Below are 22,532 nucleotides of genomic sequence, written 5' to 3'. Positions count from 1 at the left end.
GGTGGGAGGGGGGCGGTGACGAGCAGCAGGGCCATGGGGGTCGATAAGGGGTCGCCATTGTAGGTGGATGGTTTACATCATCGCTACAAACTTGATAGCGTCTTCGGCACGTGGCGTGGGCGCTCCAATGCGTTTTATCCGATAAGCGTGACCAAAGGTTTCGGCTTCAAGATTTCGGTGGCGTCGACGTGGTGCCGGCGCCACGTTCGCGCCACAGGATGCGCAGCTCGATGCCGTCGCGCTGCAGCAGCGAATGCTCCTCGACCCAGGTCCGGTCCAGCCGCAGGCGACCCACGACTTCGAAATAGCGGGTCGCCACGCTGTGCTGGGCGCCGAATTCGACCCCCTGCGGGAGTTCCCGGTTTGCCTCCGGGAGCGTGCTGAAGTGCTTGCGGGCGCGCAGGGCGATAAGGCGCTTGGCGGTCGCCAGGTCGAGCGGGGGCAGGCTGGCGGCGAGGGCTTCGGCGCTTGCGGTGTTGATATTGAGCGGCGTGGTTTCAGGAAGGATCGTGACGTACGGCTCCAGCGCCGTCACTGTCGAGGGCGAGAGCCCGAGCCAGACCAACTGGGATGTCCGCTGGGGCAGCAAGGGCGCGCCTGTCGTGCTTTCGGTCTGCTGAATCGGCGTTTGGGTGCCCCCGCCGGATGCTCCCCCTGAGCCGCCTCCCGCCGTAGCCGTCGCCGCCGGCAGGGCGCGGCGCAACTGGGCCACCAGGACGGGCACTTCCTGCACAGGCAGGCCCAGCAGCTCGAACAGCTTGGTGAAGGCGGCGACCGCCGCCGGCACCGGGGCCCCGTTGGACACCAGGCTCATCACGTTGAGCTTGGACTGGGCATCGGTGATGCGGCCTGCGAGGAAGGCCTCCGGCAAACCCTCCATCGCGTCGCTGGCGATGTTCTTGTCGGCCGCGAGAAAGCTCGACAGCTTGGCTTCTTCCAGCGGGATGGCCCAGGGCTCGGCGAGATGGTCCGCGCCGGCGGACGCGCCGCCCGCGCGCGCGTCCTCGCGCAGGATCAGGCGCGACCAGTCGAGCGCGCCGATCAGCACCCAGGCCGACTGCACGCGGGCGCGCTCGGCCGCCTCGATCTCGACCGCGCGCCATTGCTGCCAGAGCGCAGCCGCGGCAAGGGTCGCGACCAGTGTCACGGTCAGCATGGCGGTCAGCAATGCCGCGCCGCGGTGCCGTCGTCGGGTGATGCGGGGCGGCTGCTTCATGACGTGGTCTTGGCCACGGCGGCGGTGGGGCGGACCCAGTCGCGGGTGATCAGGCCGGCGAGCGCCGGTCCCGGCGGCAGGCTCAGCACCAGGCGCACTCCGTCCGGCAGTTGCGTGCTGGTCGTGAGCGCTTCGGCGCCAACCGCGGGGCTCCAGGCGTCGTTGCGGTAGTAGAGGAGCTGCCAACTGTCCAGCGGCATCAGGCCGAGCTCCGTGCCGCGCAGTTCGTTGCTGTTGCTGCTGCCGCTTCCGTCCTGCGCCCAGGCCGCGGCGCGGTCCCAGGCCTGCTGCCACGCCGGCCGCGTCGTGAGGCCTGGCGACTGCCAGCGGAACCAGCGCACGACGCCGCCTGCATCGGCGCGCTGGGTCCAGGCGACCACGTAGACCATCGGCTGGGCGGTGTCGGTGCTGCGTCGCGTCAGGCGCAGCGTGCGGCCATCCCAGTCCAGGGCACGGGTCTGCGACAGGACGGTGATGGCGTCGAGATCGGCCGTCCATTGCAACAGTGTCGCCTGCAGCGCGAGCACGGCATCGCCGCGCTCGCGGTTCTGTGCCTGGGCACGCGCCATGCCGTCGAGGCCGCGCCAGCTCACGAGGGCGAGCAGCGCCATCACCGCGACCGCCACCATGAGTTCGATCAGCGTGAAGCCGCGGGCGCGGCGAGGGGCTTTCATCAGAAGCGGCCCACGACGGTAGACAGGCGCAGCAACGGTGCCTCGCCCGCATCGCGCACCTGCACGTCGACGCGGCGGAAGTTCGGATTCAGCGTAGGGGCGGTCGAAACGGTGACGCCGAAGCTGGTGTTGGCCTGGGTGCAGATCGACCCTGCATCGCCGATGGCCGGCATCTGGCGCGCAAGGCGGGCCTTGATCAGCTCGTTCTCGGCGCAGAGCTGGGCCAGCAGGAGGTCCGACTGCCGCTGTCCGTTGCGCGTGAGCGCGTTGGTGGCCTGGGTTCCCGCGGCCAGCGCGATCGCGATGATGCCCAGCGCGACCAGCACCTCGATCAGGGTGAAGCCGTGCTGGCCGCCGCGTTTCATAAGGCAACCTCCGCGCTGCGCGCTGCGGTACGAGCACCCTTCGGAGCGGCCGGGCGGCGGCTCATGGCGCGACCACCGCAAAGGGCTTCAGGCCATCGGTCGCGATGCGCAGGCTGCGTGCCGGCGGGCCTTCCGAGCTCAGCAGCACCTGCTGCGCGGCGATGATCGGCTCGGGGCCCAGTTGCAGCGCCGCCACCGCCGAGCCGTCGGCTGCCAGCGGTTGGGCCGTGATGCCCTCGGACAGCCACGAGGTCGGCAGCGTGCCGGGCTGCAGCCCATCGAAGACGAAGTTGCCGGGGCCCTGTGCGGTGGGGCGCCAGCGCACAGCGATGCCGCTGGCGCGCGACTGGGCACGCGCCGCTTCGAGTACGGCGGAGAGGCGCTCCGCTTCCCGGTCGAGGGTTTCCTGGCCCGCGTCGCGCAGCGCGAGGCCGACGCCGGCAGTGGCCAGCGCGATGATCGCGATCACGACCAGCAGTTCGATCAGGGTGAACCCGCCGCGATGGCGGCGGCTGCTGCCATCGAAGACGGAAGCGCCGCGCCTATTGCCAACTGCCGATGTCGGCATTCTTGCCCTCGCCGCCGGGCTGGCCGTCGGGGCCGAAGGAGAACACGTCGATCTCGCCCTTCAGGCCCGGGTTGAGGTACTGGTACGGGCGGCCCCACGGGTCGTTGGGCAGCTTCTCGACGTAGGGCTTCCAGTTGGGGGCCGCCGGGCCGGTCGTGGGGCGGGTGAGCAGGGCCTGCAGCCCCTGATCGGCAGTCGGATAGCGCTGGTTGTCCAGGCGGTAGAGCTTGAGTGCCTGCATCAGGTTGTTGACGTCCGTCCGTGCCGCGGTCACGCGTGCATCGTCGGCACGCTCGATCACGTTCGGGACGATCAGCGCGGCGAGCACGCCGATGATGACCAGCACGACCATCAGCTCGATCAGCGTGAAGCCGCGCTGCACGGCGCGTGCGAAGGGGCGTTGGAAAAAAGACATGGAGTGGGGAGAGAGGTGTGTGACACGGCGTTGCCGTCTTCGCTGAATGATAATCCTGCCCCATGTCAGCTTCCTATGCGCCTGCCCGCTGGCCCTCGGCCACCGCGACGACCGTCCTGTGGGCGCTGGCCGCCGCGAGCGTCGTGTTCTGGGGCCTGCGTATGGCGTCGCCGACCGATGCCGTCGCACCGCCGGCGCTCAGCAGCAACGGCGCCGCGGCGGTGGATCCGGCAGCGGTGGCGCAGATGCTGGGTGTGGTGCAGGGCCAGGCCACCGTGGTGGCAACGCCCGAAGCGGCGAGCCGCTTCCAACTGCTCGGCGTGGTTGCCGACGCCGATCAGCAGGGCGCGGCCCTGATCGCCGTCGATGGCCAGCCAGCACGCCCCTTCCGCGTCGGAGCGCGGGTGGCCGATGGCTATGTGCTGCATTCGCTGGACCTCCGGGCCGCATCGTTGGGTGCGAGCGTCGATGCAACGCCCGCATTCACCCTGCAATTGCCGACGCGCCCGTTGGCCGTGAATGCGCCGCCGCCGGCCGCCTTGTCCGCGCCACCACCGGTGGTCGCGCCGCCGCTGGCGCGCTGAATCAGGCCTGGAGGAAGAGCCGGTAGACAGGGTTGCCGGTTTCTTCCACGAAGGGGTAGTCCAGCGTCCGCAGGAATTCGTCGAAGGCGGCATGGTCGGCCGCCGGCACCTGTAGCCCCACCAGGATGCGGCCGTAGTCGGCGCCCTGGTTGCGGTAGTGGAAGAGGCTGATGTTCCAGGTGGGCCGCATCAGGCTCAGGAACTTGAGCAGTGCCCCCGGCCGCTCAGGGAATACGAAGCGCAGCAGTCGCTCATCGTGGGCGAGGCCGCTGCGGCCGCCGACGAGGTGGCGGATGTGCTCCTTGGCCAGCTCGTTGTGCGTGAGGTCGATGGCGCCGTAGCCATGCGCCACGAAGGTTTCGGTGATGGTCTTCGACTCACCTCGGGTCTGGGTGGTCAGGCCCACGAAGACGTGGGCTTCCTTCGCATCGCTGATGCGGTAGTTGAATTCGGTCACGCTGCGCGAGGCGCCCGGCAGCTGTCCGACCAGCTCGCAGAAGCGGCGGAAGCTGCCGCGCTCCTCCGGGATGGTGACCGCGAACAGGGCCTCGCGCTCCTCGCCCACCTCGGCGCGTTCGGCCACGAAGCGCAGCCGGTCGAAGTTCATGTTGGCACCGCAGAGAATGGCCGCGTAGGTCTGGCCCCGCGTGCCGTGCGTCTCGACGTACTGCTTGATGGCTGCCACCGCCAGCGCGCCGGCGGGTTCGACGATGCTGCGGGTGTCGATGAAGACGTCCTTGATGCCGGCGCACACGGCGTCGGTGTCGACGGTGATGAATTCGTCCACCAGCTCGCGCGAGATCCGGAAGGTCTCCTCGCCGACCAGCTTGACCGCGGTGCCGTCGGAGAACAGGCCGACATCGGGCAGCGTCACGCGCTCCCTGGCGGCGACCGAGCGCATCATCGCGTCGGAATCGTTCATCTGCACGCCGATCACCTTGATCTCGGGCCGCACGGCCTTGATGTAGTTGGCCACGCCAGAGATCAGGCCGCCGCCGCCGATGGCGACGAACACGGCGTCGAGCGGGCCCTGATGCTGGCGCAAGAGCTCCATCGCGATCGTGCCCTGGCCGGCGATCACGTCGGGGTCGTCGAAGGGGTGGACGAAGCTCAGGCCGTGCAGGCGCTGCTGTTCCAGCGCATAGCCATAGGCGTCGGAATAGCTGTCACCGTGCAACTGGACCTCGCCACCGAGCGCGCGGACCGCGTCGATCTTGAGCTGCGGCGTCGTCACGGGCATCACCACCACGGCCCGCGTACCCAGCTTGCGTGCGCTGAGCGCCACGCCCTGGGCATGGTTGCCGGCCGAGGCGCAGATCACGCCCCGGGCGAGCTGCTCGGGGTCCAGGTGCGCCATCTTGTTGTAGGCCCCGCGCAGCTTGAAGCTGAAGACGGGCTGCTGGTCCTCGCGCTTGAGCAGCACCGTGTTGTTCAGCCGTGCGCTCAGGGCCTGGGCAGGCTCCAGCGCGGATTCCACTGCGACGTCGTAGACGCGGGCCGTGAGGATCTTCTTCAGGTAATCGGCAGGGGAGAGCGGTGCGGGCGGCGTGGACATAGGGCCGCGATCATAGGCCTGCCATCCAGTCGACAGGCGGCGACAAGAAAAAAGCCCCGGACCTTGCGATCCGGGGCTAAATCCACCAATTGGGAGGGTGGAGGAGACAACCTGTGCACACGACATCGTGTGCGATGAAATAAAGTATACCGACTCTTTGCTGCGATGCAACAAGGAAGTGACACTTTCCCCACACACAAATCGACGCTGGCGTGATTTTTACGTTGCGTCACGACTTCTGGAGCTTCTTAGGAATGGAATGCACAGTGAGCTGGACGGGCGGCACGGGGGCGCGATCGGCAATGGGCTTCGTCGCGGAGACCGGCAGCGGCCATGTCCTGATGATGGATGGCGCGCCTGATGCGGCGAAGCCCGAGAACGGCGGGCAGAACCTGGCGGCCCGGCCGATGGAAACCGTCTTGGCCGGCACCGGCGGCTGTACGGCCTATGACGTGGTGCTGATCCTCAAGCGCGGCCGCCACCAGGTCGAGGGCGTCAGCGTCAAGCTGACCAGCGAGCGGGCGCAAAAGGATCCCAAGGTCTTCACAAGCATCCATATGCATTTCACCGTGAAGGGCAAGGGGATTCCGGCCGCCGCCGTCGAGCGTGCGATCGCACTCAGCCACGAAACCTATTGCTCGGCCAGCGTCATGCTGGGCAAGACGGCCAAGATCACGACCAGCTTCGATCTCGTCGAGATCTGAGCTGCGAGACCCGGTCGACTGCTCAGATGCGGTGAGCGACCGTTGTCATCACGCGGGAGGCCAGGCGCATCAACGCCTTGGCCGGTGCCGGTAGTTCCTGGGCGCCGGCGCTCCAGGCCTGCGCTGCATGCCTTGCCTCGTCCAGCTTCATCTGGGCGACCACGGCCCGCGAGGCTGTGTCGGCTGCGGGAAGGCGGTCCAGGTGCCCATCCAGATGAGCTTCGACCTGGCGCTCGGTTTCCGCCACGAAGCCAAGGCTCAATGGATCGCCGAGGCGGCCGGCCACGAGGCCCAGCCCGAACGCACCCAGATACCAGAGCGGATTGAGCATGGAAGGATGGGCACCCAGTTCGTCGAGCCGCTGTCGGGTCCAGGCGAGATGATCGGTCTCCTCACGCGCGGCCTCGCTGAAGTGGGCCCGCAGCTTTGGATCCCGGGCAACGGCCGCCTGTGCTGTATACAAAGCTTGGGCGCAGACCTCCCCGACGTGGTTCACCCGCATCAGTGCACCTGCTTCCCGGCGCTCGGGTTCGCTGATCTTGCCGCCAGGGGTCGCCGGCGGCGGCAGCGCGCGGGTCCCATGGGGCTTGGCAAAAAGGGTCCGCAGGGCCGCATCCGCGGCGCCCAACAAAGCTTCGAGCGAGGGGTTCATGGGGTCATTGGAACCGATATCCCCCGCATCTTCCGTCGAACTGGTCTTGTTTTGCATCGTGAGATTTCGCACCCACCCTAAGCTTTGTTGCACTGCTGCAACGAAACGGCGGACCCGCCCCGGTTTTAAGCCGAATTGTTTTGCCCAGACGAAGCGCCTCTGGTGCAATAGCGACAACTTCCCAAAAGGAGGTTGGCCCGGGGTCCGGTAGGAGCACAGAAGTGCCAGTCACGGTGAGCCCTTCGCACCGGAGCCCTATGTTTAACCTTGGAGAAACTTGCAATGAAAAAATCTCTAGTTGCTCTGGCTGCCCTGGCTGTTGCCGGTGTTGCCTCGGCTCAGTCGTCGGTCACGCTGTTCGGCGTGGTTGACGCTGCTGTCAGCGGCTACTCGAACAAATCGGATAACTCGAACTTCTTCCTGGTCCCCCCGCTGGGCTATGTCGACAGCATCAAGGTGAAGCGCACCGTGCTGTCGAACTCGGGCTACAACTCCAGCCGTCTGGGCTTCCGTGGCACGGAAGACCTGGGTGGTGGCCTCGCCGCCAGCTTCTGGCTCGAAGCTCCGATCTCCAACGACGACGGCCAACAAGGCGTTGCGACTTTCGCTCGTCGCTCGACCGTGAGCCTGTCGGGTGGTTTCGGTGAAATCCGTCTGGGCCGTGACTACACCCCGACGTTCTGGAACGACACCGTGTTCGACCCGTTCGGCACCAACGGCGTTGGCACCAACCTGATCAGCACCGCGAACTCTTCGTTCGGTGCTTGGCAAGGCGGTGCGACGACCAGCGTTCCTGGCTTCACCAACGTGACCGGCAGCAACTACGTTCGCGCCAGCAACACCATCGGCTACTTCCTGCCCCCGAACCTCGGTGGCTTCTATGGTCAGGTGATGTACGGTTTCCACGAGCGTGACAAGTACGATCCGGGCACCGTGACCCCGACCGCGCTGAACACCCAGCGTACCGGCCGTTACGTCGGTGGCCGCTTCGGCTACGCCAACGGCCCGCTGGACGTGGCTGCCTCTTATGGTCAGAGCACCATCGGTGACAACTTCTTCGCCGGCACGACGACCAACGTCAAGACCTTCAACCTGGGTGCTTCTTACGACTTCGGCGTCGTGAAGCTCTTCGGTGAATACTCGAAGGCCAAGAACGAAGTCGACAACGAAGCCATCTTCTTCACGCCCACCACCGACATCGATCTGAAGGGCTACCTGCTCGGCGTGACCGTGCCCGTTGGTCCCGGCCTGATCCGTGCTTCGTACTCGCACGTCAAGTACGACCTGAACGCGCCGTTCACGCTGTTCGGCAACACCGCTGATCCGAAGGCCAACAAGTTCGCGATCGGCTACGTGCACAACCTGTCGAAGCGTACGGCCCTGTACGCGACGGTGGCTCGCGTCCGCAACAAGAACGGCGCCAACCTGACCGTGGGTGGCCCGTCGTTCGTGACCGGCTTCGGCGGCCAGACCTTCACGCCGAAGACCTCTACCGGCTACGACTTCGGTATCCGTCACGCTTTCTGATCTGAGGCTGGCGCAAGCCAGCTTGATGGGAAGTTATTGAAAGCCGCCCGACGAAAGTCGGGCGGCTTTTTTCTTTTCCGGGCTTTCGCGAACAGGGATATCCCTTGGGTCAGCGTTCTTCCCCGTAGCAAGCTGGCGCGCCTGTTGCATAGTCCGCTTTTTGACTTGTGACAAAGGTTAACCATGGTCTCTACGCGCGCGCTGATTCCTGTTGCCATCGCCGTCGCCGCTTTGTCGACGCCGGTGCTGCATGCCAAGACGTTCAAATGGTCGAGTGCCAGCGATATTCCCACGCTCGACGTCCACTCGCAGAACAATGCGCTCGGCAACGGCGTGCATGCCGCCGTCTATGACTCGTTGGTCTACTACAACAGCAAGACCTTCAAGCCCGAGGCCCAGCTGGCGAGCAGTTGGAAGAACGTCTCGCCGACCCAGGTGCGCTTCACTCTTCGCAGCGGTGTCAAGTTCAGCGACGGCTCGACGCTCACGGCGGATGATGTCGTGTATTCGTTGACGCGCTCGATGGCCAAGACCTCCAACTACGCGGTCTACGCCCAGGGCATCGACAAGGTGGTCAAGGTCGACGAGAACACCGTCGACATCCTTCTCAAGGGGCCCAATCCGGTGCTGCTGAACCAGCTGACCGAGTTGCGCATCATGAGCAAGGCCTGGGCGGAGAAGAACAAGTCCGTCGAGCCCAAGGACATCAAGACGCCCGAGGAAAGCTACGCCCACCGCAATGCGATGGGCACCGGTCCCTACATGGTCAAGGAGTGGCAGCCGGACCAGCGCCTGGTGCTGGTCAAGAATCCGCACTACTGGGGCAAGATCGATTCGAACGTGACCGAGATCGTCTACACCCCGATCAAGCAGGAAGCCACGCGCGCGGCGGCGCTGCTGTCCGGCGAGGTCGACTTCGTGCTCGACCCCAGTCCGCAGGATCTGGGGCGTCTGCGCCAGAGCGGCAACCTGAAGGTCATCGACGGCATCGAGAACCGCACCATCTTCTTCGGCATGGACCAGTTCCGCGACGAGCTCCCCGGCTCCAACGTCAAGGGCAAGAATCCATTGAAGGACCAGCGCGTCCGCAAGGCGCTCTACCAGTCGATCGACATCGCAAGCCTGAGCCGCGTGACCATGCGCGGCCTGAGCCAGCCCACCGGCGCCCTGGTGGCCCCGCAGGTCAACGGCTGGACCGAGGGTGTGCACAAACGCCATCCCTACGATCCGGAAGCAGCCAAGAAGCTGCTGGCGGACGCCGGCTATGCCAGCGGCTTCGAAGTGGATTTCGCCTGCCCCAACAACCGCTACATCAATGACGAGGAGATCTGCCAGGCAGTTACCGCGATGTGGGCCCGCGTCGGCGTGAAGGCCAAGCTGCGCACGCTGCCGCTGGTGACCTACTTCCCGATGATCCAGCGCTTCGAAGCCAGCATCTACATGCTCGGCTGGGGTGTGCCGACCTTCGATGCGCTCTACAGCCTGCAGTCGCTCACGCGCTCGGTGGGCAGCGGCGGCGACGGCAACTACAACGTCGGGCGCTACAGCAATCCGAAGATGGATCAGATCGTCGATCGGGTGAAGACCGAGACCGACATTCCGGTGCGCGACCGGCTGCTGACCGAAGCCCTACAGTTGCAAAACGACGACGTTTCGCACATCCCGCTGCACAACCAGATCATTCCGTGGGCGATGAAGAAGAACATCGAGGTGGTGCACCGGGCCGACAACCGGCTCGACTGGCGCCTCATCAAGGTGAACTGATCCGCCTTCGGAATCCGCCCTGTTTCCTGCTGGGCCACGAGCAGACCGCAACCCGGGGAACCACCTCCCGGGCATGCGGTTTGCTCTGCTAGCATCGTTGAACACGTGCTCTGCTGAATGATTGCTTTCGTCCTGCGCCGCCTGATCCAGGCCGTGATCGTCATGGTCGCGGTCGCCTTCATCGCTTTTCTCCTGTTCCAGTACGTGGGCGACCCGGTCGTCTTCTTGCTCGGGCAGGATGCGACCCCCGAGCAGATCCGCGAGCTGCGCAGCGGCCTCGGTCTCGACAAGCCCTTCTTCGTCCAGTTCTGGCATTTCCTGGTCAACGCCTCGCAAGGCGAGTTCGGCCTGAGCCTGCGCCAGGGCGCCAAGGTCTCGCGGTTGATCGGCGAACGCTTCCCGGCGACGCTCGAGCTGGCGCTGGTGGCTGCCTTGCTCGCCCTCCTGATCGGCATCCCCATGGGGGTCTACACGGCGCTGCGGCGCGGCACTTTCCTCAGCCAGGTGTTCATGACCGTCTCGCTGCTCGGCGTGTCGCTGCCCACCTTCCTGATCGGGATCCTGCTGATCCTGGTTTTCGCCGTGCTGCTGGGCTGGTTCCCCAGTTTCGGCCGTGGCGACACCGTGCAGCTGGGCTGGTGGAGCACCGGCCTGCTGCGCGCCGACGGCTGGCATCACATCGTGCTGCCGGCGGTGACGCTCGCCATCTTTCAACTCACCCTGATCATGCGGCTGGTGCGCGCCGAGATGCTGGAGGTGCTGCGCACCGACTACATCAAGTTCGCCCGCGCCCGCGGCCTGTCCGACCGCGTCATCCATTTCGGGCATGCGCTCAAGAACACGCTGGTCCCGGTCATGACCATCACCGGCCTGCAGCTGGGCGGCCTGATCGCCTTTGCCATCATCACCGAATCGGTGTTCCAGTGGCCCGGCATGGGCCTGCTCTTCATCCAGGCCGTGACCTTCGCCGACATTCCCGTGATGGCCGCCTACCTGTGCCTGATCGCGCTGATCTTCGTGGTCATCAACCTGGTGGTGGACCTGCTCTATTTCGTGGTCGATCCACGGCTGCGCATCGGCAAGGCGGGAGGCCACTGATGGACGCTCCCCGCTTCCAGGCTTCGGGCCGGGCCTTCGCGCACATCGCCCGCTTCCATCCCGAGATCACCGCCTTTCGCCGCGATCTGCATGCGCACCCGGAGCTCGGCTTCGAGGAGATCTACACCTCGGGGAGAGTGCAGGAGTCGCTGCGCGCCTGCGGCGTCGACGAGATCCATCCGGGCATCGGCAGGACCGGCGTGGTCGGCATCATCCGCGGACGCTCTACCGCCAGTGGCCGCATGATCGGCCTGCGCGCCGACATGGATGCGCTGCCGATGTGCGAGGAAAACGACTTCGCCTGGCGTTCCTCGAAGAAGGGCCTGATGCACGGTTGCGGCCATGACGGCCATACGGCCATGCTGGTCGGCGCCGCCCGCTACCTCGCCGAGACCCGCGATTTCGATGGCACCGCGGTCCTCATCTTCCAGCCGGGCGAGGAGGGCTTCGCTGGCGCCAAGGCCATGATCGAGGACGGCCTGTTCGCCCGCTTCCCGGTCAACGCCGTCTACGCCATGCACAACTGGCCCGGCCTGCCCGCCGGCACGGTGGGCATCAACCGCGGCGCGATGATGGCAGCGGCCGACCGGGTGACCATCGAGATCGAGGGCAAGGGTGGCCATGGCGCGCACGCCTACCTCACCATCGACCCGGTCCTGGTATCGGCCCACATCATCACTGCCGTTCAGAGCATCGTCTCGCGCAATGTGCGGCCCATCGACGCGGCCGTGATCAGCATCTGCGCGGTGCAGGCCGGCGATCTCGGCGCGATGAGCGTGGTGCCCGGCAAGGCGACCCTGGTGGGCACCGTGCGCACCTTCAGCACCCGCGTGCAGGCGCAGGTGGAGCAGCGGCTCGGAGAACTCTGCGCCGCGGTCGCCGCGGGTTTCGGCGCCACCGCCAAGGTGAAGTTCGAGCGCATCTACCCCGCCACCATCAACACCTCGCCCGAGGCGATGTTTGCCGGCGACGTGGCGCAGTCCCTCGTCGGCGCGCACAACGTCGAGCGCAACATGGAGCCGAGCATGGGCGCGGAGGATTTCTCCTTCATGCTGCAGAAGAAGGCCGGCGCCTACCTGCGCATCGGCCAGGACGCCCGTGGCGGCGCCTTCCTGCACAACAGCCGCTACGACTTCAACGACGAGATCTTGCCGCTCGGTGCCGCCCTGCATGCCGGCCTGATCGAGCAGGGCATGCCCCTGAATGCCGCCGAGCGGCCCGCCAAAAGCGTGGCCGTGCCGGCGGCTTCATGACCCTATTCCAACCCGAGGAGTGCCTCCATGAACCTGAGTAGAAAACTGGCCGCGACGGCCGTTCTGTGTGTGCTGGGCCTGTCGGCTGGCGCGCAGACCATCCGGATCGCCAATCAGGGGGATGCGTTGTCGCTCGACCCGCACTCGCTCAACGAGTTGCTGCAACTGTCCGTCGACCTCAACGCGTACGATGCGCTCACCGATCGCAACAAGGACCTGAGCCTCGCGCCGTCGCTTGCCACCTCGTGGCGGCAGACCTCGCCGACGGTGTGGCGCTTCGAACTGCGCAAGAACGTCAAGTTCCACGATGGCACGCCATTCACCGCCGATGACGTCCTCTTCAGCATCGCGCGCGCCGCCGGCGACGGCTCGGATGTGAAGGCCAAGGTGAACGACATCAAGGAGGTGCGCAAGGTCAACGATCACGCGGTGGACATCGAAACCAAGGGCCCGTTCCCGATCCTGCCCGACGTGCTGTCGGACCTCGCGATCATGAGCAAGAAGTGGTGCGAGGAGAACAAGGCCGAGAAGCCGGTCGATCGCCGCAAGGGCATCGAGAACACCGCCTCGTTCAAGGCCAACGGCACCGGCCCTTTCCGTGTGCGCGAGCGCCAGCCTAACGTGCGCACGGTGTTCGTCCGCAACCCGACCTACTGGGGCAAGATCGACGGCAACGTGCAGGAGGTGATCTTCACTCCCATCGCCAATTCGGCGACGCGCGTGGCGGCGCTGATGTCTGGCGAGATCGATGTGATGGAGCCGGTGCCAGTGCAGGACATCGCGCGCATCAATGGCAGCCCGAATGCGCAGGTGGTGGTCGGCCCCGAGCTGCGCACCATCTTCCTGGGCATGGACCAGAAGCGCGACGAACTGCTGTACTCGGGCGTCAAGGGCAAGAACCCCTTCAAGGACAAGCGCGTGCGCCAGGCCTTCTACCAGGCCATCGACATCGCCGCGATCCAGCGCACCGTGATGCGCGGCGCCTCGCGGCCCACCGCGCTGATGGTCGGCCCCGGCGTCAACGGCTGGACCGCCGAGCAGGACAAGCGCCTGCCCTACGACGTGGAGGGTGCCAAGAAGCTGCTGGCCGATGCCGGCTATCCGAACGGCTTCGAGGTCACGATGAACTGCCCGAACGACCGCTACGTGAACGACGGCCAGATCTGCCAGAGCGTGGCGGCGAACCTCGCGCGCATCGGCGTGAAGATCAATCTCGCGGCCGAAACCAAGGGCACCTATTTCCCCAAGATCCTGCGCCGCGACACGAGCTTCTACCTGCTCGGCTGGACGCCGACCACCTATGACTCGCACAACGCGCTCGATGCACTGATGCGCTGCCCCGACGACAAGACGGGTGACGGCCAGTTCAACCTCGGCTCCTACTGCAATCCCAAGCTCGACGACCTGATCGGCAAGATCAAGTCCAGCACCGACAAGGCCGAGCGCATGGCGATGATCAAGGAAGCCTTCACGATCCACGCCGACGACATCGGGCACCTGCCGCTGCACCAGCAGTCGCTGGCCTGGGGCGTGAGCAAGAAGGTCGCGCTGACGCAGCGGGCCGACAACTTCATGCCCTTCAAGTGGATGAGCATCCAGGGGCCCGCCAAGCCCTGAGGGCTTGACGGCGCATGATCCCGCGGGCCTGCAATGCAGGCCCGCTTTTCAGGTTCTCCCTCGATGAAAAAAGTATTGGCTCGCTGGCTCGACAGCGACGTCGGCCACAGTTTCCGCACCTCGCCGGTCGCCATCATCGCGGCCGCGATCGCCTTCGTCTGCGTCTTCTGTTCGGTCTTCGCCGGATGGGTGTCGCCGCACAACCCCTTCGACCTCGCCGCGCTCGAGCTCGGCGATGCACGCCTGCCGCCGGCCTGGGAGGCCGAGGGCACGACCAAGTACCTGCTGGGCACCGACGACCAGGGCCGCGACATCCTGTCCGCCCTGATCTACGGCGCGCGCATCTCGCTGGTCGTGGGCCTGGTCTCGGTGGTGTTGTCCGTGCTGGTAGGCGTGATGCTGGGCCTTCTGGCTGGCTTCTGGGGCGGCTGGCTCGATGCTTTCCTCATGCGCGTGTGCGACGTGATGCTCTCCTTCCCGCCCATCCTGGTCGCGCTGCTGATCGCCGGCGTCGGGCGCGCGCTGTTCCCGAACGCGCACGACACGGTGGCCTTCGGCGTGCTGATCCTTTCGATCTCACTGACCGGCTGGGTGCAGTACGCGCGCACGGTGCGCGGCTCGACGCTGGTGGAGCGCAACAAGGAATACGTGCAGGCCGCGCGCGTGACCGGCGTCTCGCCCTTGCGCATCATGCGCCGCCACGTGCTGCCCAACGTGCTGGGTCCGGTGCTGGTGCTGGCCACCATCCAGGTGGCAACCGCGATCATCACCGAGGCCACACTGTCCTTCCTGGGAGTGGGCGTGCCGCCCACCTCGCCCTCGCTGGGCACGCTGATTCGGGTCGGCAACGACTATCTGTTCTCGGGCGAATGGTGGATCACCGTCTTCCCGGGGCTGATGCTGATCCTGATCGCGCTGAGCGTGAACCTGCTGGGCGACTGGCTGCGCGACGCGCTCAATCCGCGGCTGCGCTGAAAACGGGAGCCCACGAATGAGTCTTCTGCAAGTCCAGAACCTGGTGGTCGAGTTCCCGCACCGGCGCGGCACGCTGCGCGCGCTGGACGACATCAGCTTCGAGATCGCGCCGGGCGAGATCCTCGGCGTGGTCGGCGAATCGGGCGCGGGCAAGTCGCTGACGGGCGCCGCCATCATCGGCCTGCTGGAGCCGCCCGGGCGCGTCGCCAGCGGCCGCATCCTGCTGGAGGGCCAGCGCATCGACAACCTGGGCCACGAGGCCATGCGCCACATCCGCGGGCGCAAGATCGGCGCGATCTTCCAGGACCCGCTGACCTCGCTCAATCCGCTCTACACCATCGGCCGGCAACTGACCGAGACCATTCGCACCCATCTGCCGGTGAGCGAGGACGAAGCCCGCCGGCGCGCCATCGGCCTGCTGCAGGACACCGGCATTCCCGGCGCCGACCAGCGCATCGACCACTACCCACACCAGTTCTCCGGCGGGATGCGCCAGCGGGTGGTGATCGCCCTGGCGCTGGCGGCCGAGCCCAAGCTGATCGTGGCCGACGAGCCGACCACCGCGCTGGACGTCTCGATCCAGGCGCAGATCATCACGCTGCTCAAGCGCATCTGCAAGGAACGCGGCGCGGCCGTGATGCTCATCACCCACGACATGGGCGTGATCGCCGAGACCTGCGACCGCGTGGCGGTGATGTACGCCGGCCGCATCGCCGAGATCGGCCCGGTGCAGGAAGTCATCCACCAGCCCGCCCATCCCTACACCTCGGGCCTGATGGCCGCCATCCCCGACATGACGATGGACCGAGAGCGCCTCAACCAGATCGACGGCGCCATGCCGCGCCTGAACGCCATCCCGCGCGGCTGCGCCTACAACCCGCGTTGCCCACGCGTCTTCGACCGCTGCCTGGTCGAGCGGCCGGACCTGCTGAATGCCGGGGCGACGCGGGCCGCGTGCTGGCTGCACGACGCGCACAGCCGGTCGCCCATCGACGGGATCGCCGCATGAACGGTGCAGCACTGGTCCAGGCAAACGACCTCGCCAAGGTCTTCGACGTCTCGCCGCCCTGGCTCAACCGCGTCCTCGAGCGCAAGCCCCGCCTGCTGTTGCATGCCGTCGACGGCGTGAGCTTCTCCATCGAGCGCGGCAAGACGCTCGCCCTCGTCGGTGAATCCGGCTGCGGCAAGAGCACTGTCGCGCGCCTGCTGGTCGGCCTGTACGAGCCCACCCGCGGCGGCATGCACTTCGACGGCCAGGATGCCCATGCCGCCTTCAAGGCTCCTGAGGGCCGCAAGTTGCGCCGGCGCATCCAGATGATCTTCCAGGACCCCTACGCCAGCCTCAACCCGCGCTGGCTGGTCCGGGACATCGTCGGCGAGCCCCTGCGCGAGCATGAGATCCTCCAGGAAGGCCCAGCGTTGCGCGCCCGTGTCGGCGAACTGCTGCAGTCCGTCGGCCTGAGCCCGCTGGACATGGCCAAGTACCCGCACCAGTTCTCCGGCGGCCAGCGCCAGCGCATCTCCATCGCCCGGGCCCTGGCCACCCAGCCCGAGTTCCTGGTGTGCGACGAGCCCACCTCGGCGCTGGACGTCAGCGTGCAGGCCCAGGTCCTCAACATCATGAAGGACCTGCAGCGCGAGCGCGGGCTGACCTACCTGTTCATTTCCCACAACCTGGCGGTGGTGCGCCACGTGGCCGACCAGGTGGGCGTCATGTACCTGGGGCGGCTGGTGGAGGTGGCCGACAAGGCGAAGCTCTTCGAGGCGCCGCAGCACCCGTACACCCGCATGCTGCTGGAGGCCATTCCGAAGATGAAGCACGCGGGCGAGGCGCGCACGCCGGTGCAGGGGGAAGTGCCCAACCCGCTGAATCCGCCAACGGGCTGCACCTTCCATCCGCGCTGTCCGCATGCCAATGCGCGCTGCAAGGCCGAGCGGCCGCCGCTGCAGATGCTGCGCGGCGTGCAGGTGGCCTGCCATGCGGTCGAGGAAGGGCGGATCTAGCGGCGGCCCTTGCGCGGCTACTGCTCCTCGCTCCAGGCGAAGCCGTCGCGCGCGATCATCGCGCTCGACGCGCTCGGCCCCCAGGTGCCGGCCGCATAGGGCCGCGGCGCGCCATCCGAGGCCCAGCTGTCGATCAGCGGCTCGACCCAGCGCCAGGCTTCCTCCTGCTCGTCGCTGCGCACGAACAGATTGAGCCGTCCGTCGATCACATCCAGCAGCAGCCGCTCGTACGCGCCCACGCGCTCGGAACCGAAGCGCTTGTCGAAATCCAGGTCCAGCTGCACCGGCGCCAGCTGAGGGCCGGCACGGCGGTTGCCGTTGCGCTGGCGGCTGTCCTGTGCCTGGGCCAGCATGTGCAGCTCCAGTCCGTCCTTGGGCTGCAGGTTGATCACCAGCTTGTTGAACGCGCCGGTCGGCGCGCGGAAGATCGCGTGCGGCGTCGGCTTGAAGTTGACCTCGATGCGGGCGTCGCGCGAGGCCAGCCGCTTGCCGGTGCGGATGTACAGCGGCACCCCGGCCCAGCGCCAGTTGGCGATCTCGGTGCGCAGGGCGACGAAGGTCTCGGTGCGGCTGTCGGGGTTGACGCCCGGCTCGTCGCGGTAACCCTGCACGCGCTCGCCGTAGGCGGTGCCGGCGCTGTACTGCCCGCGGATCGCATGCAGCCCGATGGATTCCGAGGTCCAGGGCTTGAGCGCGCGCAGCACCTTGAGCTTCTCGTCGCGGATCGCGTCCGCGTGGGCATTGATCGGCGGCTCCATGCCGAGCGCGCAGACCAGTTGCAGCGCGTGGTTCTGCACCATGTCGCGCAGCGCGCCGGTCTGGTCGTAGAAGGCGCCGCGCTTCTCGACGCCCAGGTCCTCGGCGATGGTGATCTCGATGCTGGCGATGTGCTCGCGGCGCCAGATCGGCTCGAACAGCGCGTTGCCGAAGCGCATCGCGAACAGGTTCTGCACCGAGGGCTTGCCCAGGTAGTGGTCGATGCGGAACACCTGGTGCTCGGCCAGCACCCGGCACACCGCCTTGTTGATGGCCCGGTTCGAGGCCAGGTCGTGGCCCAGCGGCTTTTCCAGCACCACGCGCGTCTTCGGCCCGTTGAGGCCGGCGGCGGCGATCTGCTCCACCACCTGGGTGAAGAGGGCCGGCGCGGTGGCGAGGTACATCACCACCGTGCTCGCGTCGCGGCCCTGGATCAGCGTTGCCAGTTTTGCGTAGTCATCCGGCCTGGACAGGTCCATGCGCAGGTAGTAGAGCATCGAGGCGAACTTCTTGAACTCCTCGGGGGTGGGCCGTTTGGCACCCTCGACCGCGGCGAAGCGCGACTGGATCAGCTCGCGATAGGCATCGTCGGTCAGATCGTCGCGCGCCACGCCGATGATGCGGCCGTCTTCAGGCAGGCTGCCGTGGCGGAAGGCCTGGAACAGCGCCGGCATCAGCTTGCGCCATGCCAGGTCGCCGGTGCCGCCAAAGAGGACGAGGTCGAAACTCATGGATGAAACCCGTGTTGGAGTCGTGATGGTGTCTTGCGCGCGGTCCGCCTGCGAATGGTAACGGAGCCTGTCGCTTCGGCGACTTCGCTTAAGCTCCTCCAAAGCGGTCCGTGGGGACCTTTCTTTTTTGATCGACCGACATGAAGAACGTGGTCTTCGACCTGGGAGCGGTGCTCCTGAACTGGGAGCCGGTGTCGCTGGTGCACGCGGCGCTGGCCCCGCACACGCCGACTGCGCAGGCCGCGCATGCGCTGGTGCGCGAGATGTTTCATCACGAGGACTGGCTGGGCTTCGACCGCGGCACCCACACCCTGGAAGACGCGATCGGGCGCATGGCCTTGCGCCTCTCTCTACCCGAGGCGCGGCTTCACGCGACGCTGGCGCCGCTGGGCGAGCGCCTGGAGCCCATCGCGGTCACGGTCGAGTTGCTGGGCCAGCTGCGCGCGCGCCGCGACCAGGGCGAGGCGCTGCGGCTGTACTACCTCTCCAACATGTCGGTCGCCTACGCGCGCGTGCTCGAGGAGCGCCACGCCTTCTTCCGCTGGTTCGATGGCGGAATCTTCTCGGGCGACGTGCGCCTGCTCAAGCCGCAGCCCGAGATCTATGAGTTGCTGGCGACGCGCTACCAGCTCCGGCCCGAGGAGACGGTGTTCATCGACGATTCCGCGCCCAACGTCAAGGCCGCGCAGGCGCTTGGCTGGCAGGCCATCCACTGCACGGCGCCGAGCGCGCTACCGGCTCAGCTTGCGGCCTATCTCCCGGTGCGTTCGACCTGAGCCACGTCGAAGCCCAGCGAGCCCGCATAGGCCAACTCGGCTTCCAGCGTGGCGTCGTCCAGGCGAGGGACACGCGACAGCACCCACAGGTACCGGCGGTCCGGGGTTCCGACCAGGGCCACCTGGTAGTCGCGGTCGAGCTTGAGGATCCAGTAGTCGCCCCACGCGGCAGGCAGCCAGCGCAGCCAGGCCGGCGCGAAGCACACCTCCAGCCGGCCAGCCCCAGGCTGACCCGCGACCGGCGCGGTACGTGCGACGCCGACCGATTCGTCGAAGCCGCCGTCCGGCAGGATGCAGCGGTTGCGCACCTCCAGCGTGCCATCCTCCAGCAGCGCGTACTCGGCCGTCGCCGGCCCTGCACAGCGCTTCTCGAAGCGGTTGGGCATGCGCGCCTGCTCGTGCCACAGGCCCACGTAGCGGTGAAGGTCGACCGGCGCTACTACCTGGAGCGGTGCCCGCATCAGCGGGGCGCCGTCGGCCGGCCCCGCCAGGCGGCCGTTGCGCGAGGCGCGCAAGGTCTCGAAAGCCAGAAGCGTCAGCAGGCCGCCCACACAAAAGGCCGTGGCCAGGGTGCCGATGGACGCGCTGTGGACGCGATCGTCGAAAACGACCCTGGGCCCCGGCGCGGGCGCTTGGCTGCGAGAAGACATGGGCACTCCTTCAGGCTGGACAAAGCTGGACCGTAGCTCGGGGCTGCGCCGCCGCCCGTCAGTCGGGGACCACATGAACTGTAGTTTTGCGGCGGGATAATGGCCGGATGAACCAACTCGATGCTCTCCGACAGTGGACCACCGTGGTGGCCGATACCGGTGATTTCCGCCAACTGGCCCAGTTCAAGCCCCAGGACGCGACCACCAATCCCTCGCTCATCCTCAAGGCGGTGCAGAAGGCCGAGTACCGACCACTGCTCGACGAGGCGGTGAAGAAGCACGGCAACCTGCCCACCGACGAGGTCATCGACCGGCTGCTGGTGCGCTTCGGCACCGAGATCCTCTCGCTCATCCCGGGCCGCGTCTCGACCGAGGTGGATGCGCGCCTGAGCTTCGACACGGCCGCCACCATCGCGCGCGCCGAGCGCATCGTGGCGCTCTACCGCGACGCCGACATCGACGTCGGCCAGCGGGTGCTGATCAAGATCGCTTCCACCTGGGAGGGCATCGAGGCCGCGCGCCAGCTGGAGCGCAAAGGCATCCACACCAACCTCACGCTGCTGTTCTCCTTCGCCCAGGCGGTGGCGTGCGGCGCTGCCGGTGTCAAGCTGATCTCGCCCTTCGTCGGCCGCATCTACGACTGGTACAAGAAGGCTGCCGGCAGTGCCTGGGACGAGACCGCCAGCGCGGGCGCCAACGACCCGGGCGTGAAGTCGGTCCGCCAGATCTTCGACTACTACAAGAAGCATGGCATCCAGACCGAGGTAATGGGCGCGAGCTTCCGCAACGTGGGCCAGATCGCCGCCCTGGCCGGCTGCGATCTGCTGACCATCAGTCCCGAACTGCTGGGTGAGCTGGCCGCCAGCGAGGCCCCGCTCGCGCATGCGCTGGACGCCGACGCCGCGCAGTCGCTCGACATCCCCCAGCTCGTGCTGGACGAATCGGCCTTCCGCTTCGCCCTCAACGAGGACGCCATGGCGACCGAGAAGCTGGCCGAGGGCATCCGCGCCTTCGCGGCCGATGCGGTCAAGCTCGAAAGGCTGATGCAGGAGGTCGAATGAGTACCAGCACCCGGACACGCTGCGACCGCACCACGGCCTGGGGTCGCCTGCAGGCCCACTACGAGGCCGCCGGCCGCAGCTTCGATCTGCGCCAGGCCTTTGCGGCCGATCCCCAGCGCTTCGGCGCCTTCAGCCAGTCGGCCCCGCACCTTTTCGCCGACCTGTCCAAGAACCTGGTCGACGCGAAGACCGAGGAGCTGCTGCTGGCGCTGGCGCGCGAGACCGGCCTCGAAGCCCATCGCGACGCGATGTTCGCGGGCGAGCACATCAACGCGACCGAGGACCGGGCCGTGCTTCACACCCTGCTGCGGGCGCCGGCCGGCATGGCGGTGCCGCCGTCGCTGGCGGGCGCGCAGGCTGATGTGCATGCCACGCTGGACGCCATGCTGGCCTACGCCGAGCAGGTGCGCGCCGACCACACCATCACCGACGTGGTCAACATCGGCATCGGCGGCTCCGACCTGGGGCCGCAGATGGTGGTGCGCGCCCTCGAGGCCTATGCGGCACCGGGCAAGCGCTTCCATTTCGTCTCCAACGTCGACGGCCACGAGCTGGCCGGCGTGCTGCGCAGCCTGGCGCCCGAGCACACGCTGTTCCTGGTCGCCTCCAAGACCTTCACCACAGCCGAGACCATGGCCAACGCCCACTCGGCCAAGCGCTGGTTCGAGCAGTCGGGCAACGTCGACATCGCCCATCACTTCGCCGCGCTCACGACCAACGTGGAGGCGGCGCGCGCCTTCGGCGTCGAGACCACCTTCGGCTTCTGGGATTGGGTGGGCGGGCGCTATTCGCTGTGGTCGTCCATCGGGCTGCCGATTGCGCTGGCCATCGGCGCGGAGGGCTTCCGCCGCCTGCTGGCCGGTGCCCATGCGATGGACGAGCATTTCCGCAGCGCGCCGCTGGAACAGAACCTGCCGGTGCGGCTCGGCCTGCTCGACGTCTGGTACCGCAACTTCCACCGCTTCACCAGCCGCGGCATCGCGCCCTACCACAGCGCCCTGCAGCGCCTGCCGGCCTACCTGCAGCAGCTGGAGATGGAGAGCAACGGCAAGCAGGTCGATGCCAGCGGTGCCGCATTGCCGCTGGGCACCTCGCCGGTGCTCTGGGGCGAGCCAGGCACCAACGGCCAGCACGCCTACTTCCAGATGCTGCACCAGGGCACGGACGTGATCCCGCTGGAGTTCATCGCCGTGCGCGAGGCCGCGCACGACCTGGAGGGCCACCATCCCAAGCTGCTGGCCAATGCGCTCGCGCAGGCGCAGGCGCTGATGGTCGGCAAGCCGGATGCGGGCGGCCACCGCAACTTCCCCGGCAACCGGCCCAGCAGCTTCTTCGTCTTCGACCGGCTCGACCCCGAAACGCTGGGTGCTTTCCTCGCGATGTACGAACACCGGGTGTTCACCAGCGGCGCGCTGTGGGGCATCAACAGCTTCGACCAGTGGGGCGTGGAACTGGGCAAGGTGCTGGCCAAGGACATCGAGCCGCGCCTCGCCTCAGGTGATACCGCCGGGCTGGATGCCTCCACCGCCGGGTTGCTGACGCGTCTGCGGTAGTCATCAAAAGGCGGCGAAGGGCCCTTTATGATGG

General features: G+C 67.1%; 22 protein-coding genes. 13 read left to right on the top strand and 9 right to left on the bottom strand.

All coding sequences use genetic code 11. The features are described from left to right. Positions 1-166: 166 nt before the first annotated feature. The 5 genes from gspK to gspG form a co-directional block, all read right to left on the bottom strand. Complete coding sequence (gene gspK / locus A8M77_RS08085; protein ID WP_086921041.1) at positions 167-1,216, bottom strand: type II secretion system minor pseudopilin GspK; 1,050 nt, start codon at positions 1,214-1,216, stop codon at positions 167-169. After that, the gene (locus tag A8M77_RS08080) at positions 1,213-1,890 is read right to left on the bottom strand and encodes a prepilin-type N-terminal cleavage/methylation domain-containing protein (RefSeq protein ID WP_086921040.1); all 678 of its coding nucleotides are present in this window, start codon (positions 1,888-1,890) and stop codon (positions 1,213-1,215) included. The genes gspK and A8M77_RS08080 overlap by 4 nt, the downstream gene beginning before the upstream one ends. Continuing rightward, positions 1,890-2,255 (bottom strand): type II secretion system minor pseudopilin GspI, encoded by a 366-nt coding sequence (gene gspI, locus A8M77_RS08075; RefSeq protein WP_086921039.1) that lies wholly within the window; start codon positions 2,253-2,255, stop codon positions 1,890-1,892. The genes A8M77_RS08080 and gspI overlap by 1 nt, the downstream gene beginning before the upstream one ends. A gap of 61 nt (positions 2,256-2,316) precedes the next feature. Then, entirely contained in the window at positions 2,317-2,823 is a 507-nt protein-coding gene (locus tag A8M77_RS08070) for a pilus assembly FimT family protein (protein ID WP_086921038.1), read from the bottom strand. Then, the gene (gene gspG, locus A8M77_RS08065; RefSeq protein ID WP_086921037.1) at positions 2,798-3,238 is read right to left on the bottom strand and encodes a type II secretion system major pseudopilin GspG; all 441 of its coding nucleotides are present in this window, start codon (positions 3,236-3,238) and stop codon (positions 2,798-2,800) included. Before gspG ends, A8M77_RS08070 begins: the two co-directional genes overlap by 26 nt. 62 nt (positions 3,239-3,300) lie before the next feature. On the opposite strand from gspG, the gene A8M77_RS08060 reads away from it, so the two are divergent. Beyond that, positions 3,301-3,822: a type II secretion system protein N gene (locus A8M77_RS08060; RefSeq protein ID WP_086921036.1), complete on the top strand. Its 522-nt coding sequence runs from the start codon at positions 3,301-3,303 to the stop codon at positions 3,820-3,822. A gap of 1 nt (position 3,823) precedes the next feature. Here the strand turns inward: A8M77_RS08060 and ilvA are convergent, their stop codons facing one another. Beyond that, on the bottom strand, positions 3,824-5,377 hold the full coding sequence (gene ilvA, locus A8M77_RS08055; protein ID WP_086921035.1) for a threonine ammonia-lyase, biosynthetic: 1,554 nt from the start codon (positions 5,375-5,377) through the stop codon (positions 3,824-3,826). Between the two features lie 254 nt (positions 5,378-5,631). On the opposite strand from ilvA, the gene A8M77_RS08050 reads away from it, so the two are divergent. Continuing rightward, positions 5,632-6,081, top strand: a complete 450-nt coding sequence (locus A8M77_RS08050) for an OsmC family protein (RefSeq protein WP_086921034.1) — start codon at positions 5,632-5,634, stop codon at positions 6,079-6,081. A 22-nt stretch (positions 6,082-6,103) separates the two neighbouring features. Here A8M77_RS08050 and coq7 read toward each other — a convergent pair whose 3' ends face one another. Beyond that, a complete protein-coding gene (coq7, locus tag A8M77_RS08045) occupies positions 6,104-6,733 on the bottom strand; it encodes a 2-polyprenyl-3-methyl-6-methoxy-1,4-benzoquinone monooxygenase (RefSeq protein WP_086921033.1) in 630 nt (209 codons plus the stop codon). A 282-nt stretch (positions 6,734-7,015) separates the two neighbouring features. Between coq7 and A8M77_RS08040 the strand changes: the two genes are divergently transcribed. From A8M77_RS08040 to A8M77_RS08005, 8 genes are all read left to right on the top strand, one after another. Beyond that, positions 7,016-8,260: a porin gene (locus A8M77_RS08040; RefSeq protein ID WP_086921032.1), complete on the top strand. Its 1,245-nt coding sequence runs from the start codon at positions 7,016-7,018 to the stop codon at positions 8,258-8,260. 183 nt (positions 8,261-8,443) lie between these two features. Continuing rightward, on the top strand, positions 8,444-10,024 hold the full coding sequence (locus tag A8M77_RS08035; protein ID WP_086921031.1) for an ABC transporter substrate-binding protein: 1,581 nt from the start codon (positions 8,444-8,446) through the stop codon (positions 10,022-10,024). Positions 10,025-10,141: 117 nt separating this feature from the next. Next, positions 10,142-11,122 carry an ABC transporter permease gene (locus tag A8M77_RS08030; RefSeq protein WP_086921030.1) on the top strand — a complete coding sequence of 327 codons (981 nt, stop codon included), beginning with the start codon at positions 10,142-10,144 and terminating at the stop codon, positions 11,120-11,122. Continuing rightward, positions 11,122-12,375 (top strand): M20 aminoacylase family protein, encoded by a 1,254-nt coding sequence (locus tag A8M77_RS08025; protein WP_086921029.1) that lies wholly within the window; start codon positions 11,122-11,124, stop codon positions 12,373-12,375. Before A8M77_RS08030 ends, A8M77_RS08025 begins: the two co-directional genes overlap by 1 nt. Positions 12,376-12,402: 27 nt before the next feature. Then, positions 12,403-13,992, top strand: a complete 1,590-nt coding sequence (locus tag A8M77_RS08020; protein ID WP_086921028.1) for an ABC transporter substrate-binding protein — start codon at positions 12,403-12,405, stop codon at positions 13,990-13,992. A gap of 63 nt (positions 13,993-14,055) precedes the next feature. After that, on the top strand, positions 14,056-14,967 hold the full coding sequence (locus A8M77_RS08015; protein ID WP_086921027.1) for an ABC transporter permease: 912 nt from the start codon (positions 14,056-14,058) through the stop codon (positions 14,965-14,967). Between the two features lie 16 nt (positions 14,968-14,983). Next, positions 14,984-15,976, top strand: coding sequence for an ABC transporter ATP-binding protein (locus tag A8M77_RS08010; protein WP_086921026.1), 993 nt, complete (start codon positions 14,984-14,986; stop codon positions 15,974-15,976). Next, positions 15,973-16,971: an ABC transporter ATP-binding protein gene (locus A8M77_RS08005; protein ID WP_086921025.1), complete on the top strand. Its 999-nt coding sequence runs from the start codon at positions 15,973-15,975 to the stop codon at positions 16,969-16,971. The genes A8M77_RS08010 and A8M77_RS08005 overlap by 4 nt, the downstream gene beginning before the upstream one ends. A gap of 17 nt (positions 16,972-16,988) precedes the next feature. Here A8M77_RS08005 and zwf read toward each other — a convergent pair whose 3' ends face one another. Further along, positions 16,989-18,458, bottom strand: a complete 1,470-nt coding sequence (gene zwf, locus A8M77_RS08000) for a glucose-6-phosphate dehydrogenase (RefSeq protein WP_086921024.1) — start codon at positions 18,456-18,458, stop codon at positions 16,989-16,991. A 140-nt stretch (positions 18,459-18,598) separates the two neighbouring features. Here zwf and A8M77_RS07995 point away from each other — a divergent pair, with 140 nt between their 5' ends. Then, the gene (locus A8M77_RS07995; RefSeq protein WP_086921023.1) at positions 18,599-19,234 is read left to right on the top strand and encodes an HAD family hydrolase; all 636 of its coding nucleotides are present in this window, start codon (positions 18,599-18,601) and stop codon (positions 19,232-19,234) included. Here A8M77_RS07995 and A8M77_RS07990 read toward each other — a convergent pair. Continuing rightward, the gene (locus tag A8M77_RS07990; protein ID WP_086921022.1) at positions 19,210-19,884 is read right to left on the bottom strand and encodes a lipocalin family protein; all 675 of its coding nucleotides are present in this window, start codon (positions 19,882-19,884) and stop codon (positions 19,210-19,212) included. The genes A8M77_RS07995 and A8M77_RS07990 overlap by 25 nt on opposite strands. A 107-nt stretch (positions 19,885-19,991) precedes the next feature. On the opposite strand from A8M77_RS07990, the gene tal reads away from it, so the two are divergent. Continuing rightward, positions 19,992-20,945, top strand: a complete 954-nt coding sequence (tal, locus tag A8M77_RS07985; protein ID WP_086921021.1) for a transaldolase — start codon at positions 19,992-19,994, stop codon at positions 20,943-20,945. After that, positions 20,942-22,498, top strand: a complete 1,557-nt coding sequence (gene pgi / locus A8M77_RS07980; protein ID WP_086921020.1) for a glucose-6-phosphate isomerase — start codon at positions 20,942-20,944, stop codon at positions 22,496-22,498. Before tal ends, pgi begins: the two co-directional genes overlap by 4 nt. Positions 22,499-22,532 lie beyond the last annotated feature (34 nt).

The organism is Variovorax sp. JS1663 (assembly GCF_002157355.1).
Lineage (GTDB): Bacteria > Pseudomonadota > Gammaproteobacteria > Burkholderiales > Burkholderiaceae_C > Variovorax.
The sequence above is the reverse complement of the archived record's forward strand: the minus strand, read 5'-3'. Positions and strand labels throughout refer to the sequence as shown.